This is a genomic window from Aquimarina sp. 433, from assembly GCF_054054605.1.
The window spans coordinates 318,329-331,555 of sequence record NZ_JBSWZK010000005.1 but is presented as its reverse complement, the minus strand read 5'-3'; the positions used below and the strand labels follow the sequence as shown (position 1 = coordinate 331,555).

Here is a 13,227-nt window from a genome sequence, read left to right as displayed (position 1 = left end):
CAAAAATACAGAAAATGTCAGTACCTGGAGAATCTTCTCATTTTATAATGGCTCCCGAAATTCGAAAACAAGAACTCTATAAAATTAAAATCGAAGAGAGAAATCCCAGGAATGCTGCTGTTCTAATGCTTTTTTATCCAAAAGAGCATCAGACCTATTTGGCCTTAATACTTCGTCCGACATATGAGGGTGTACATTCTGGACAAGTAGCATTGCCTGGCGGTAAAGTTGAAGAGTCGGATCATAGTTATGAATCTGCAGCATTGCGTGAAACCTGGGAAGAAATAGGAGTATCTTCTGATATCATTCAGGTATTAAAATCATTAACTAAAGTGTATATTCCACCTTCGAATTTTTGGGTACATCCGTTTTTAGGATATTCTCAGTCATTACCCAATTTTGTGCCTCAGGAAGAAGAAGTAGCTAAGGTTATAGAGGTATCGTTGTCACAATTGTTGGATGATCAATATGTGATTTCTAAAAAATTATCAACTTCTTATGCAGAAAATATCGAAGTACCTTCCTTTGAATTAAATGGTTACGTAGTTTGGGGAGCAACAGCAATGATGCTTAGTGAACTTAAAATGCTCTTAAAATCTGCTATAGAACACTGATTTTGTATATTTGGCACCTGATTTCTTCGAAATATTTAGAAGAATTTAACTGAAATTGTATCTATTATATGATTAATTGTAATTAGTTTTAAATGTAACTAATTAAAAATCAGGAGCTGTTTGTGTACGGACGATTAATGATAGATATTAGGTAAATAAAATTTTTTATGGGATTATTTAAAAGAAATCCTTTTGGTCATATATTATTTTTAAAAACCTGGCTTATTAGAATCATGGGCGCTATGACGCATAGGCGTTATAGAGGTTTTAATGAATTACAGATAGAGGGAAGTGAAATTTTTAAAGATCTTCCTGATAATAATGTTCTTTTCGTTTCAAATCATCAAACGTACTTTGCGGATGTAGTAGCGATGTTTCATGTTTTCAATGCTAGCTTAAGTGGTCGTACGGATTCTATTAAAAATATAGGATATCTATGGAAACCTAAGTTAAACTTGTATTATGTAGCAGCAAAAGAAACTATGAATGCAGGTTTACTAGCAAGAATATTAGCATATGCAGGGGCTATAACCGTGGAAAGAACCTGGAGAGAGAAAGGTAAAGATATCAATCGACAGGTGAAAATGAGTGATATTACGAATATTAAAAGAGCACTTGAAGATGGTTGGGTGATTACTTTTCCGCAAGGAACGACTAAACCTTTTAAACCTATTAGAAAAGGAACAGCTCATATTATCAGACAGTATAAGCCTATTGTGATTCCAATAGTAATTGATGGTTTTAGAAGATCTTTTGATAAGAAAGGTATTAGAATAAAGAAAAGAGGTATTCTGCAATCGATGGTAATTAAAGAACCATTACAGATTGATTATGAAAACGATTCTATAGATGATATTGTTGGTAAATTAGAGTTTGCTATAGAACAACATCCATCTTTTCTAAAGGTTATTCCGCAAGAAGAAATTGAGGCAGAGGAAGAATTAAATAAAAAGCGACAGTGGGAGTATTAGAACAAAACTAGTAAGCTTAACTAATAGGTTTTTTATGATAATTCTTACAGTTTTTAGAGGTAAACCTGATAACAATAGAAAATATTATCCTGCAACAGTTACTTTATGGAATTTGTAAGAACAATTATTTTCGATAATAAACTGTATGATGATAGATTGTTCTGAAATCTGATCCTCTTCTCCTTTTTCTCTATATAAAGAACAGTTATTTATCTGAATAGAGATCCACTTATTTTCATCATCATATCTAAGAAAAATTTCATCTTCGCATTCATCATCTTTGATATGGTCTAAATCCCAGTTTCTTTTTAAATAGTAGGTTTTAGAAAAGACATATCCGTCTTCATCAGTATTCAAATCATTGATATCAATACTCTTTAGAAAATCCTTTAGCTCTTTTGAAAATATTCTATATCTGCCTAAAAAGTCAAAATCACTTTTGGCAAATTCAGGTTTTAATTTTTTAATAGTCTTATTAAGACAATTTGATGATTTAGCGGTTTTTTGAGTAGAGTTCGCAGCATATTGTTTTTCTACTTTTTTGATAAGTTCAATATTTTGCTTCTCAATATCAGTAAGTATAATCTCTTTTTGTTCATTTGGTTTGTACCAATTCTTTTTCAAAAAGTAATCGTTTAGAATAACGTCTTTAAAGACATAACCTTTTCTTGCAAATATTTCATTTCGTAAAAGCCTTAATTCGATAGCCGTTTTTCCTTGTAGTTGTTCTACCGTTATAAGAGATTCGCTAATATCTCCTAAAGACTGAGTTGAACTTGCGGTTTTATTTTCCTGTTGTGTACAACAGGATAGGAGTATCATGACGATATAAAGAAGAGGTTTTTTCATGGTGTAATTATTGCTTAACGTTGGTATGGGCAAAATATGATATTACATTCAATTTTTCTATGAAATACCTAAAATCTCCCGAAAAGATAATTACTCATGTTTAGATGGTCAAATAACCATAAAACCTTATAGTATATTTATTAATTATTTATACTGCTTGTTTTTTCAATTGTTAGATATTTTATTAATCCATGTCCTTTCGATTTCCAAGTTCCAATCATCTTTTCAGGAATTATAAAGAAGTCCCCACTATAAAAAGTTGTTTCGGTATTGTCTGATGTCTTTATCGTGACCATACCCGATAATAATTGGATCAATATTTCTTTAGTATCTTTTATTTTTGATAGAGAAGGCTCTTCCGCTTTTAAGCTAATTGTTAATTCTACACCTTTTCGTAAGGTCTGAGTAAACTTACGATTCTTATCTAATTGAATATGTGCACCTGATAAGACAGATTTATCAAATAATTCATGCGTAAGATTTTCTGAAATAATTGTTGAATCAGCTCTTTTGGTGGTGATTACTGATAGTTCATAATGAAGGTGTTTGCCAGCTTTTATTTCCCATTCACCAGTGTATCCTTTTGGAGCAAAAAAGTAATCATTGGAGTGAAATAATTGGGCTTTTCCATGTTTAGGTTTGATAATGGCTTCACCATGATACATATATATAAATTCATCGAACCAAAAGTTTTCGAATTTATTATTCCAGGTTTCCGTTGAAACTACATAAATACTGATGTCATTGCCACGATATAAACGCTTTTGATAAAAATCTTTTTCAGGCTCATCTTTTAAATCTATTTTTTTTAGGCCAACTCCAGATAAAACAGATTTATCCAAAAGAATAGGATTTTTAACTTTGTCTTGCCCTGTTGTTATTGCTGATAGCAAGACCAACAATAGTATAGTAAATGTTCTTTTGTCCATTGTGTTTATAAAGTTTAAGAATTGTGTATACGAATATGAAACTTTATAGTATATAGAGACTTACTTTAAAGAGAAGAAAAGTGCCGTTTTCTAAATCAGGAGTTATTTTTGATAAATTCTTTGGGAGTCATTCCTACTTCAGCTCTAAAAACCTTAAAAAATGTTGTTTTGGAACCAAATCCAGCTTCTTCTCCTATAGCTTCAATAGTAAGTCTTGTTTCTGAAGTAAGCATCTTTTTGACTTCTCTAATTCTAAGTTGATTGATAAAGGAGGTAAAACTTAGTTGAAGATTGTCATTTAGAATTTGAGAAAGCACATGTGGTTGAATTCCTAATTCATCTGCCAACTCTTTTACTTTTAAATTTTGCTTTTTATACAATTGATGGTCAATAACACATTGTTTGATTTCAAGAATTAGTTTCTCTGCAGTTTTATCTTCAATTTTTCTATTTCGATACTTATTGCTTTTTCTGGCACTTAAGAAAAACTTTAAAATTGTTACATAAATAATAATGGTAGCACCTATAGGCCCAATGATATAGCTAGTGAATAATGAAATAGAAAAGGATAGACACAATAAGGTGAACGCTGTTAAAATTATCAGTTTGGTATAGATTTTTTGTTTTGCCCTATGTTTCTTATACAATTGGAACCATGATGCTACAATATAGATAGTTAATATCCCATGAATTATAAAACGTATCGTATGATCCCATAATAGGAAAAAAGAGGAGAACGGGATCGCTATACTAAAGATGACAAGTACAATTACAACCGAAAAGAAATGGATAAAATCTTTTGGTTTTATATGCTTACTACTTATAAAAATATACAAACTTACACCCATAAGTAAGTTGGATAACAAACCAATTTGAATAAGTATTGGGGCGATCTTACCTTGAAAAAAATAAAAACAAGAAATTCCAACTCTAGCAGTTACGAATAATAGAAATATCGCTAGAAATAGATAAGGCTTAAATGTTTTATATCTCAAGAACAGATATATAGATATACATAACGTATTAAAAATCCCTAAAGCACTAAAGAAGAATAAAATTTCATTTTGCATCTTCAAAATAGGTCTATCATTATATGAATACAAGAAGTTTATTTAAGTAATTAACTTCGAATAAAAATAGGGAATTATATTTTTCAAAATGATGTATTCAAAAAAACTATAATACTAAAATAGCATCTAAACTCCGATTAAGAGTTCAGATGCTATTCGTTTAAATTTTTACGTTTTAAATAGTAAGGTCTACATCCCCAGAAACTAGATTTATATGACAACAATCTGAACTTATAACATAGTTACTTCTAATAACTTCTTGATTGTCTATAAATCCTCTAAATTGAATTTCTTGTTGTAAGTTCACTCCGATGCTACCATCTTCTGCCAAAGGATATCTCCCTTGTCTTAACCATTCTTCGAGTTCTTCAGGTAGCAGTGAAACGGTAATATTTTCATTAGTATCAAGATTGATAACTTCAAATGAATCTAGTTCTACAGGATCTTGATTTTCATCAGTAACTGTTACAGAAAGTCGTATAAGCACTAAGGTGCAAGCTACATCATCACACTCATCTTCGTCACAGGACATTTGAGAGGTTGCCAATAGAAGCGATAGTGCTATGGCAATTAATTTAAATGGTTTGTTCATTGTTTTTTGCTTTTTTATTAGATGTAAAAAAATATTATTGGTTGCGTATGCGCTAAGTTTCTGTTAGCTAGCTAACATTTACAGTAATACTGCTATGTTAAAGCATTTTAGATAAAGTGTTAATGTTCTTATAAATTCTGTGAATTTTTCATTATGCTTGATGCATAGTGGCTTTGGTTTTAACTAATTGTTTTTGAATCATTTATGTGGTTTTGGTAAGTGTCTTAAGTTTTTGACAGCTAATAATTACCTTTTGTTAATGCTGTAAGTATGCAGAAATCGAAGCGTACCAAATTATAGTCAAGAATTTTAAAGAGTAACGAACTTCCTTTCTTGATGTTTACATCATATTCGGCCGAATAGACAGTAGATAAAAATTGAATACATGTTTTACTATTTGTATGGATGTTATTCAATACGTAACGTAAACATAGACTTAAACTCAAAAAAGAATAAAATGAAAAATCTAAAATTAAGCTTATCTGCGCTTTTGGCTGTTGTACTTCTTGTTACCTCATGTAATGACGATGATGATTTTATCTCCGATGGAGGAGGAGAGCCTGATGCATTTGTTGGAGCTGTATATGCAATGACAAATGGAAATGGTCAGATTTCTGGAATTATACAAGGAGCAAATACTATAGTTTCTTATGGAAGAAATGCAGACGGAACCCTAACACCAATTGGCCCTGTATCTACTGGTGGAAATGGAGGAGATTTTGATGGAGGAGAAGGACTGGATCCACTAATTTCTGCATACGCACTTACAAAAACCGATGACAATGAAAACTTACTGGCAGTAAATGCTGGTAGTAATACCATCACATCATTTAATATTCAAGATGATTTCTCTTTAGAAATGGCTGGTACCCCACAGCCTACAGGAGCAGAAGGACCTAATAGTATTGCCTATACTTCTGTAGATGCAGATGGTGTAAAAGGAATTGTGTATGTGTCGAATATTTCGAGAACAGAGTTTTTGGGAGAAGGAGAACCAGGACAACAAGGAACGGTAACAGGATTTTGGTTGTTAGAAGATGGAACTTTATCACGCATTGCAGGTTCTACCAGAAATTTAGCAAACAGACCTTCTGCTGTTCAGTTTTCACCAGATGGTAATTGGTTAGTAGTAGCATCTATAAATTCTGGAGCAGCAGCATTAGCTTCTGGAAGCGAAGATGAACTTGTGGTATATGCTGTGAATAATGATGGTACCTTATCCGCTAATCAAGTAGCAGGAGCAACCTCAACACTTAGAGATAATGTAGAAGGTAGAAATCTACCATCAGCCATAGGATTTCAGATTGTAGGAAATAATTATGTGGTGGTAACAGAAGCAAGAGAATTTCAACCAGACGGAACTCCACCCGCATTTCCGGCTTTGCAAGATGGATCAGTATCTACTTGGCAAATTCAGGGTGATGGAAGCTTAAACCCTATTAGTCTGGATGTGAGATCTGGAGAAGGAAATACAGGTAGAACTGCTTGTTGGCTAGATTTTACAGCAGATGGAAGTACTTTCTTTGTGTCTAATGCGATTGAAGCAGGATTGGCATCCTTTAGCTTTAATAACGGAGTAGTAACCTTATTGGATCAGGTAGCTGCGCAAGGAGTAGGAGCCACAGGTAATACTACGGATCCTGGTGCTGCATTCGGAACTACCCAAGGATGGATCGATATGTGGATTAGCGATGATGGTCAATTTTTATACCAATTGTATGGGCTAGACGGCACAATAGGAATCTATAGAGTAAATGGACAATCGTTAGAGTTCATTGGCGAAGAATCAGGAAACTTACCAGATACCAATACCCAAGGTATTGTAGCGATATAAAAATTAATTGTTTGTTTTAGTAATTATTATTTTTCCTAAAACCCCAAAAGATGAGTTGTCTTTTGGGGTTTTTTATTGGACTTATAAAATAATAAGTTATTACATAATCTGGCAATATCCCCAACGACAGAAGAATTCTTCATATTCGAATCCAGGAATGCCGTTTAGGGCACTACAATCTGAATGACTGCGACATTGCATACCCGTATTCCCTCCATTAATGGTTTTTTGTTCTTCTTTTTTTAGTGTTGTTACTCCTGTAGTGTTTAAAAGATTTTTAAGCATGATTATATGTTTTAGATACCTACTCTGTTGCTAAGGTTTTCGGTTACCCCTTATCAAAATGAAGCCAGAAAGCTATTTTGATTCGGATACCAAAGTAATAAGTGATCAACCTGTTAAAAAACAAGTATTCGCTATTTTAAACAAAATAGCCATAAAAAAAACCTGCAAATTTTTGCAGGTTCTAAATACTTACAAGTATTATTTAATCAGGTATATAACAAAAAGGAATCACTGCGCCACCCTGTTCCCAATAATTACTTGTTAAAACGGTACTTCCACCTTCAATTTTAGTCATGGAATCGTTACTAATCCTTGCTACAGTTAGCTTTTTTAGAGAGATCTTTTGTGTTTTGTTGTTTTTCATTATTCGAATTGTTTGATCGTTAGTACAGTATCCCTTTTTTTTGAGATATTCTTATCTGGAAATAAATGTATTTCGATAGAAATATATTTGGTTTAAAGCATCTGTGGTAATCTTATATGGCTAAATTGTTTAAAATAGCGATCATTTATACCTTGATTTCTGATGTTGTTTCTTGCTTATTTAAGCTCTTGATATAGTAAGAAGGATTGATTCCTGTTTTAGCTTTAAAATGCTTTACCAAAGAGTAACTACTTTTATATCCAATCTCGGAAGCTATGGATTGAATAGCATAGGATCTAAATTTTGAATCCTCCTGTAATCTCTTTAGAACATAGGTAATTCTAAGATCATTGATATATTCGGTAAAACTTTTCTCTTTGTGTTGATTGATGGTTTGTGATAAATAGGTGGCATTTGTTTTTAACTTCTTTGCCATAGTTCGCAAATTACAATCTGATTTTAGAAAATATTCCTGCGTCTCTAATTTTTCGATTCCTTTGATGATCTCTTGCACCTTTTGGTCATCAATACTAATTTCTTTTTTAGATTGTTCTTGAATTTCTGTTTGTTTGTTTACAGATTCTAATTGATTGATTTCTTGCATTAAGTTTTGAAATACAACTTTATTAGATTTTTGTTTCTTGATGTAATTGTAGGACAGTATTACCATTGCTAGAGAAATTACCAACAAAAAAATAAACAATTTGGTTTTTGCTTGTTGCTGATTATTTTCGAGATCAGTTATTTTTTGTTGTAGTTGGTTAGTCTCTTTTTCATGAATGATATCTATCGTTTGATCTTTATCTTTTTGATAAGCGTCATTAAGTTCCATGTATTTCTTTTGCCAAAAGCTTCCTTTTTCGTAATCCTTTTTTTCGTTGTAACAATTAGCTAAAAGTAAATGTGCTCTTATCGCAGGAGGTTTAAAGAAATCTGTTTCTTCAAAATTATTAATGCCATCTTCTAGTATGGGAATTGCTTTATCATATAATCCTTGCTCATAATAACAACTACCTGTGTAGTAGGTGGTGTTTATGATAGGAAATGCTTTGTTACTAATTTCTTGAGTAGCTAATATATTTTTAGCTTTCAATAAATAATCTAGAGAAGCATTATATTGTTTTTTATGATAATAGACCATTCCTTTTTTAATATACAAATCCAGAATAGCCTCTTTATATGAAAGTTCTTTACTGATTTCTAATGCTTTTTCTACATAAAATAGGGTTGAATCATATTCTTCTCTAGCCAAATACACTTCACTACTAAGTACAAGAATACTTACATGTGCATCTTTTCGATACATATTTGTTTTTGGAATGATTTCAAGAGAACGAAGCGCAATGTTTAATGCTTTTTCCGACCGATTCATCCTTCTTAAAATAACGATTAATCCAGCATTGGCTTTAACTTCTAATTCTTTATGCTCTGTAAATTTAGCAAACTGTAATCCTTTCGTATATTCTTGCAGTGCATCTTTATTTTTTCCATTTCTTAAGTATATGTGACCTTTTAATGTATGTATTATAGATACTAAAGAATCATTTTTGAGTTCTTTACTGATTTTTAAAGCCTGATCATAGAATTGTATACCTACATCATAATCTTCAGAACTATATAAATCAAATCCTTTATCAACTAAAAAAACCGCTTTTTGTAACTCCTTGTTTTCTTGAGAAAGAGTGTGAGTAGTAATTGAAAGAAATAGTATTATAATAGGAAAGACGTACTTATTGAGAGTGTATGGGTATAGAGTAGTCATTTTAGATGATTTGTGAATAATGTAAAAGTGGATCGGACGCTATTCTTTTTTAGAATTTGCAACATAATTTACTTTCTGTTGCAAAATACTTAAAAATTTAAAGTTTGTACTGGGATACCAGTTGTCTATTTACGGTAATAGTCTATATTCGGACTATGAAGCGATCTCATTACACTTTTTGTGTTCTGTCTTTACTCTTGTTTTCTCCGTTTGCCTTGGTGGCGCAATTGGGCTTTTGTAATGGGAATTCTGGTGACCCAATTTTTAATGAAACTTTTGGAACAGGAACGACTATTGGACCCGCATTACCTCCGGGTAGTACAACGTATAGATATGTAAATACCGCGCCAGATGATGGAGCATATACGATTTCTAGTTTTACGGGATATTTCGATTGGCATGATACCGAGGATCATACGCCTGGAGATACGAATGGAAAATGTTTTATTGTCAACGCAGATTTTACGGCAGGAGAATTTTTTAGAAGACCAGTAACGGGATTATGTGAAAATACTTCTTATGAATTTTCAGCTTGGTTGTTAAATTTATTGCCATCTAGCGGATGTGGAGGAAATGGAATTCCAGTGAATGTAAATTTTCAAATATGGGATGTTACTGATACTAATTTATTAGCTTCTGGGAGTACTGGTGATATTTTTTCTACGGCAAGTCCAAATTGGGAACAGTATGGTTTAGTATTTCAAACTTTGCCTGGGCAAACATCTGTTGTATTGAGAATGAGTAATAACGGTGATGGAGGTTGTGGAAACGATTTGGCAATAGACGACATTGTTTTTAGAACATGTGGAGATTTTATCGATGTTACGGATACACTAGATAATTCTAGTATTACTGAATGTGAAAGTGATGCTCCAATCTCAACAACTTTAACTGCAACTCCAGATTTTTCGATTTATACAACCCATGCTTATCAATGGCAAGAAAGTTCTGACAATGTGAATTGGACTGATATTCCCGGAGAAACTAATGATATGTTTACTACACCTTCATTGTCAACAACAACTTATTATAGAGTAAAAGTTGCAGAGGATGCTATAAATCTTATTAATCCATTGTGTATCGCTTTATCAGAAACCTATGAAGTAAATATAATAACACAGCCTGTTGCACCTGTAAGTAATGGAAATGTTATTAATTGTGATAACGAAAATCAGGGAGTCTCTGTAAATGTTCCTAACGGTATTACGGTAAATTGGTATGATAGTGTAGCAGGCGGAAGTCTTTTGCAAGCTAATTCTACAACATATGTTACGGATGTTTCAGGTACTTATTATGCCGAGGCTATTTCTGAATTGGGCTCTTGTATATCGAATACCCGAACTGCCGTTAGCTTGGATTTTTTTGAATCTCCAGAAGTAACAGATGAAGAAACCTCTTTTTGTTCAGGAGGAAGTGTGGTATTGGATGCCGGAATTACTAATGTAACGTATTTATGGAATACTGGTGAAACAACTTCTAATATTACTGTAAATGTTGAAGATACATATACTGTGACAGTTACGGATAGCAACATGTGTTCTAGTGTGAAGACTATTGTAGTTATAGAAAGTGAAGCTCCTGTCATTGAGGCTATTACATCTATTGGTGATACCATTACTATTACAACTGCAAATACTGGCGAGTTTGAATATTCTATAGATGGTGTTAATTACCAAAGTAGTAATGTGTTTACGAATTTAGAAGGTGGCCTATATGAAGTAATGGTAAGAGAAATAAATGGATGCGGTACGGATTCAGAGGAATATATATTGTTAGTATATCCAGAATATTTCACACCAAATAATGATGGTTTTCACGAGTTATGGCAGATAGAAGGGATACAGCAGTTTCCCTCGGCTTCTATCTATATTTATGATCGCTATGGTAAACTACTAAAGCAATTGCTTCCTGACAGCACAGGTTGGAATGGTACGTATCTAGGCAGACAAATGCCTTCTTCTGAATATTGGTTTCGAATAGATTTACAAGACAGGTCTAGTGTTACTGGGCACTTTTCGTTGATTCGGTAATAATTATTCTAACCAATCTTTAAAATCCTTTACACGTTCTCTTGCCACTATAATTTCTTGCTCATTAAAATGATGTAACTTTATCTGTAACCTGGAATTCGTATAGGAAATAATATCCTTTATTGCATTGATGTTGATATAAAACTTGCGGTTTACCCTATAAAACTGTTTCGGATTCAATTCACTCTCCAAAGACTCTAAAGTGGTATCGATCAAATAATTCCGATTTTCATTTGTATGAAGATAAGTTCCTTTATTTTCAGAATAGAAACATTCTATATCTTCTACAGAGAATATTTTAAGATGTTGACCTACACGTGCTGTAAACCGTTTCTTATATTCTCTATCCATAGGGTTTACCAAAAGTTTTTTGATATCCTCAAAATCTACTTGTAGTGATGGAGTAGTAGGTAATTGCTCTTTGTATTTTTTTACAGCGGATTCCAATTCTTCATCATCAATAGGTTTCAGTAAATAATCAATACTATTTAATTTAAAAGCTTTTAAAGCATATTCATCATAAGCAGTTGTAAAAATAATAGAGCTCTTAATCGTAATAGAATCAAAAATCTCGAAAGATAAACCATCACTTAACTGAATATCCAGAAAAATAAGATCAGGATGTGGATTATTACTAAACCATTCTATGGATTCGCTTACAGAATGCAGCATCGTATCTACTTTAATATCAAGATCATCAAGCATACGACTAAGTCTCCTTGCTGCGGGTTTTTCGTCTTCTATTATGAGTACATTCATATTTTAGTTTGGATTGTTAGATTGTTGGATGAATTAGATTATTGTTTTTTTTATGTGATTTAGACTTGATGTTTGCAAAAGCTGATTAACTATATTTATTGTAATATAACAAAAAAGATAAGGTTAAATATGCCAATTTCACGCTTCTGTAATTCAATCTAATTATCTAATTTATTCCCAAAGTTGCTTCTCTCTATCTTCTTCATCCATATACTTTCGTATTCTTCGCTCTTCCCAATCTTTATCAAACATCGGATTGATTCTATAAGCTTTTACCGCATGAAATGCTAAACCGATTCCCCAACCAAATGCTGCCCATAAAAACCAAGCGTAGCGCCATTCATTTTGATAATAATTTAATCCCGCTAAAAATCCTATAATGATGATATACGAAAATAGGTTATTATAAAACTTCTTTAGTTCTTCTACGCGTTCTTTTGCACGTTCGTATCTTTTTTGTTCTTCGAAATCTTTCATTGGTTACTGTTTTGTTAGTTATTGTATTATTTTACATCGAATGATCATACATCTAGCGTATCATCTTCGTCCATAAGCTCTTTTATTTTCCTTTGTTCCCAGCTTTTTCCAAACACAAAATTGCGTTTAAAGACTCTCAGTCCATGAAATAGCAATCCTATTCCCCAAAAAAATGGAGTAGCATATAAGTGCCATTGTGCCCAGTTTTTAAATCCCTGACTGCTAAAGTTGGTATTGATGAAAAGGATGATGATATTAATGACAATATAAAAAGTAAGGTGTGTATAGAAACCTCTTTCATCATCAACTCTTTTTTTAGCTTCTTTATATCTCTTATCTTCTTCTATTGGTTTCATGACGAATAGTATTATGATTTTTATAGAAAATTATTAAACTTTTCTTTATCCAAAATCTCTTTGATTTTTCTTTCTTCCCATTGTTTGCTAAATATTATGTTAGGATTGAAAACCTTTACCCAATGAAAAAATAAACCAATACCCCAGAAAAACGGAGTGATATACAAATTCCAGTTAAAGAAGTCACTAAAACCATTATCTAAAAAATCAGCATTAATGAATAACAAGAAAACATTGACAATTACATATGCGGTAAAATGGCTATAGAATCCTTTTTCTGCTTCAACTCGTTTTTTTGCGTTTAAATATTTCTGTCTTTTTTCTAAATTTTCCAT

15 protein-coding genes are annotated in these 13,227 nt (G+C 32.2%); 4 read left to right on the top strand and 11 right to left on the bottom strand.

Going from position 1 to position 13,227, the window contains the following annotated elements; translation table 11 throughout:
* Nucleotides 1-14 precede the first annotated feature (14 nt).
* Both ACWNT5_RS12790 and ACWNT5_RS12785 read left to right on the top strand, forming a co-directional pair.
* The gene (locus tag ACWNT5_RS12790) at nucleotides 15-614 is read left to right on the top strand and encodes an NUDIX hydrolase (protein ID WP_299607859.1); all 600 of its coding nucleotides are present in this window, start codon (nucleotides 15-17) and stop codon (nucleotides 612-614) included.
* Nucleotides 615-781: 167 nt separating this feature from the next.
* Nucleotides 782-1,585: a lysophospholipid acyltransferase family protein gene (locus ACWNT5_RS12785; RefSeq protein ID WP_299607856.1), complete on the top strand. Its 804-nt coding sequence runs from the start codon at nucleotides 782-784 to the stop codon at nucleotides 1,583-1,585.
* An 84-nt stretch (nucleotides 1,586-1,669) separates the two neighbouring features.
* Here ACWNT5_RS12785 and ACWNT5_RS12780 read toward each other — a convergent pair whose 3' ends face one another.
* From ACWNT5_RS12780 to ACWNT5_RS12765, 4 genes are all read right to left on the bottom strand, one after another.
* Nucleotides 1,670-2,434, bottom strand: coding sequence for a YARHG domain-containing protein (locus ACWNT5_RS12780; RefSeq protein WP_456517538.1), 765 nt, complete (start codon nucleotides 2,432-2,434; stop codon nucleotides 1,670-1,672).
* Between the two features lie 140 nt (nucleotides 2,435-2,574).
* Nucleotides 2,575-3,363, bottom strand: coding sequence for a cupin domain-containing protein (locus ACWNT5_RS12775; protein WP_456517537.1), 789 nt, complete (start codon nucleotides 3,361-3,363; stop codon nucleotides 2,575-2,577).
* 95 nt (nucleotides 3,364-3,458) lie between these two features.
* Complete coding sequence (locus ACWNT5_RS12770) at nucleotides 3,459-4,433, bottom strand: helix-turn-helix domain-containing protein (protein ID WP_456517536.1); 975 nt, start codon at nucleotides 4,431-4,433, stop codon at nucleotides 3,459-3,461.
* Between the two features lie 175 nt (nucleotides 4,434-4,608).
* On the bottom strand, nucleotides 4,609-5,025 hold the full coding sequence (locus ACWNT5_RS12765; protein WP_299607843.1) for a hypothetical protein: 417 nt from the start codon (nucleotides 5,023-5,025) through the stop codon (nucleotides 4,609-4,611).
* A 457-nt stretch (nucleotides 5,026-5,482) separates the two neighbouring features.
* On the opposite strand from ACWNT5_RS12765, the gene ACWNT5_RS12760 reads away from it, so the two are divergent.
* Nucleotides 5,483-6,859 carry a hypothetical protein gene (locus ACWNT5_RS12760; protein ID WP_456517535.1) on the top strand — a complete coding sequence of 459 codons (1,377 nt, stop codon included), beginning with the start codon at nucleotides 5,483-5,485 and terminating at the stop codon, nucleotides 6,857-6,859.
* Between the two features lie 99 nt (nucleotides 6,860-6,958).
* Here ACWNT5_RS12760 and ACWNT5_RS12755 read toward each other — a convergent pair whose 3' ends face one another.
* From ACWNT5_RS12755 to ACWNT5_RS12745, 3 genes are all read right to left on the bottom strand, one after another.
* On the bottom strand, nucleotides 6,959-7,144 hold the full coding sequence (locus ACWNT5_RS12755; protein ID WP_456517534.1) for a hypothetical protein: 186 nt from the start codon (nucleotides 7,142-7,144) through the stop codon (nucleotides 6,959-6,961).
* Between the two features lie 202 nt (nucleotides 7,145-7,346).
* A complete protein-coding gene (locus ACWNT5_RS12750) occupies nucleotides 7,347-7,508 on the bottom strand; it encodes a hypothetical protein (protein WP_299607835.1) in 162 nt (53 codons plus the stop codon).
* A 145-nt stretch (nucleotides 7,509-7,653) separates the two neighbouring features.
* Nucleotides 7,654-9,270: a helix-turn-helix domain-containing protein gene (locus ACWNT5_RS12745; protein WP_456517533.1), complete on the bottom strand. Its 1,617-nt coding sequence runs from the start codon at nucleotides 9,268-9,270 to the stop codon at nucleotides 7,654-7,656.
* Nucleotides 9,271-9,425: 155 nt separating this feature from the next.
* Here ACWNT5_RS12745 and ACWNT5_RS12740 point away from each other — a divergent pair, with 155 nt between their 5' ends.
* Nucleotides 9,426-11,300 carry a T9SS type B sorting domain-containing protein gene (locus tag ACWNT5_RS12740; protein WP_456517532.1) on the top strand — a complete coding sequence of 625 codons (1,875 nt, stop codon included), beginning with the start codon at nucleotides 9,426-9,428 and terminating at the stop codon, nucleotides 11,298-11,300.
* 3 nt (nucleotides 11,301-11,303) lie between these two features.
* Here the strand turns inward: ACWNT5_RS12740 and ACWNT5_RS12735 are convergent, their stop codons facing one another.
* From ACWNT5_RS12735 to ACWNT5_RS12720, 4 genes are all read right to left on the bottom strand, one after another.
* Nucleotides 11,304-12,059 carry a LytR/AlgR family response regulator transcription factor gene (locus tag ACWNT5_RS12735; RefSeq protein WP_299607828.1) on the bottom strand — a complete coding sequence of 252 codons (756 nt, stop codon included), beginning with the start codon at nucleotides 12,057-12,059 and terminating at the stop codon, nucleotides 11,304-11,306.
* A 171-nt stretch (nucleotides 12,060-12,230) separates the two neighbouring features.
* Nucleotides 12,231-12,536 carry a 2TM domain-containing protein gene (locus ACWNT5_RS12730; protein ID WP_299607826.1) on the bottom strand — a complete coding sequence of 102 codons (306 nt, stop codon included), beginning with the start codon at nucleotides 12,534-12,536 and terminating at the stop codon, nucleotides 12,231-12,233.
* Between the two features lie 44 nt (nucleotides 12,537-12,580).
* Nucleotides 12,581-12,892, bottom strand: coding sequence for a 2TM domain-containing protein (locus tag ACWNT5_RS12725; RefSeq protein ID WP_456517531.1), 312 nt, complete (start codon nucleotides 12,890-12,892; stop codon nucleotides 12,581-12,583).
* Between the two features lie 20 nt (nucleotides 12,893-12,912).
* Nucleotides 12,913-13,227, bottom strand: coding sequence for a 2TM domain-containing protein (locus ACWNT5_RS12720; RefSeq protein ID WP_299607821.1), 315 nt, complete (start codon nucleotides 13,225-13,227; stop codon nucleotides 12,913-12,915).

Coding starts and splice junctions, on each gene's coding strand:
- ACWNT5_RS12755 (WP_456517534.1), bottom strand. CDS start 7,144: ATGCTTAAAAATCTTTTAAACACTACAGGAGTAACAACACTAAAAAAA.
- ACWNT5_RS12790 (WP_299607859.1), top strand. CDS start 15: ATGTCAGTACCTGGAGAATCTTCTCATTTTATAATGGCTCCCGAAATT.
- ACWNT5_RS12735 (WP_299607828.1), bottom strand. CDS start 12,059: ATGAATGTACTCATAATAGAAGACGAAAAACCCGCAGCAAGGAGACTT.
- ACWNT5_RS12785 (WP_299607856.1), top strand. CDS start 782: ATGGGATTATTTAAAAGAAATCCTTTTGGTCATATATTATTTTTAAAA.
- ACWNT5_RS12750 (WP_299607835.1), bottom strand. CDS start 7,508: ATGAAAAACAACAAAACACAAAAGATCTCTCTAAAAAAGCTAACTGTA.
- ACWNT5_RS12720 (WP_299607821.1), bottom strand. CDS start 13,227: ATGGAAAATTTAGAAAAAAGACAGAAATATTTAAACGCAAAAAAACGA.
- ACWNT5_RS12775 (WP_456517537.1), bottom strand. CDS start 3,363: ATGGACAAAAGAACATTTACTATACTATTGTTGGTCTTGCTATCAGCA.
- ACWNT5_RS12765 (WP_299607843.1), bottom strand. CDS start 5,025: ATGAACAAACCATTTAAATTAATTGCCATAGCACTATCGCTTCTATTG.
- ACWNT5_RS12725 (WP_456517531.1), bottom strand. CDS start 12,892: ATGAAACCAATAGAAGAAGATAAGAGATATAAAGAAGCTAAAAAAAGA.
- ACWNT5_RS12760 (WP_456517535.1), top strand. CDS start 5,483: ATGAAAAATCTAAAATTAAGCTTATCTGCGCTTTTGGCTGTTGTACTT.
- ACWNT5_RS12745 (WP_456517533.1), bottom strand. CDS start 9,270: ATGACTACTCTATACCCATACACTCTCAATAAGTACGTCTTTCCTATT.
- ACWNT5_RS12780 (WP_456517538.1), bottom strand. CDS start 2,434: ATGAAAAAACCTCTTCTTTATATCGTCATGATACTCCTATCCTGTTGT.
- ACWNT5_RS12730 (WP_299607826.1), bottom strand. CDS start 12,536: ATGAAAGATTTCGAAGAACAAAAAAGATACGAACGTGCAAAAGAACGC.
- ACWNT5_RS12740 (WP_456517532.1), top strand. CDS start 9,426: ATGAAGCGATCTCATTACACTTTTTGTGTTCTGTCTTTACTCTTGTTT.
- ACWNT5_RS12770 (WP_456517536.1), bottom strand. CDS start 4,433: ATGCAAAATGAAATTTTATTCTTCTTTAGTGCTTTAGGGATTTTTAAT.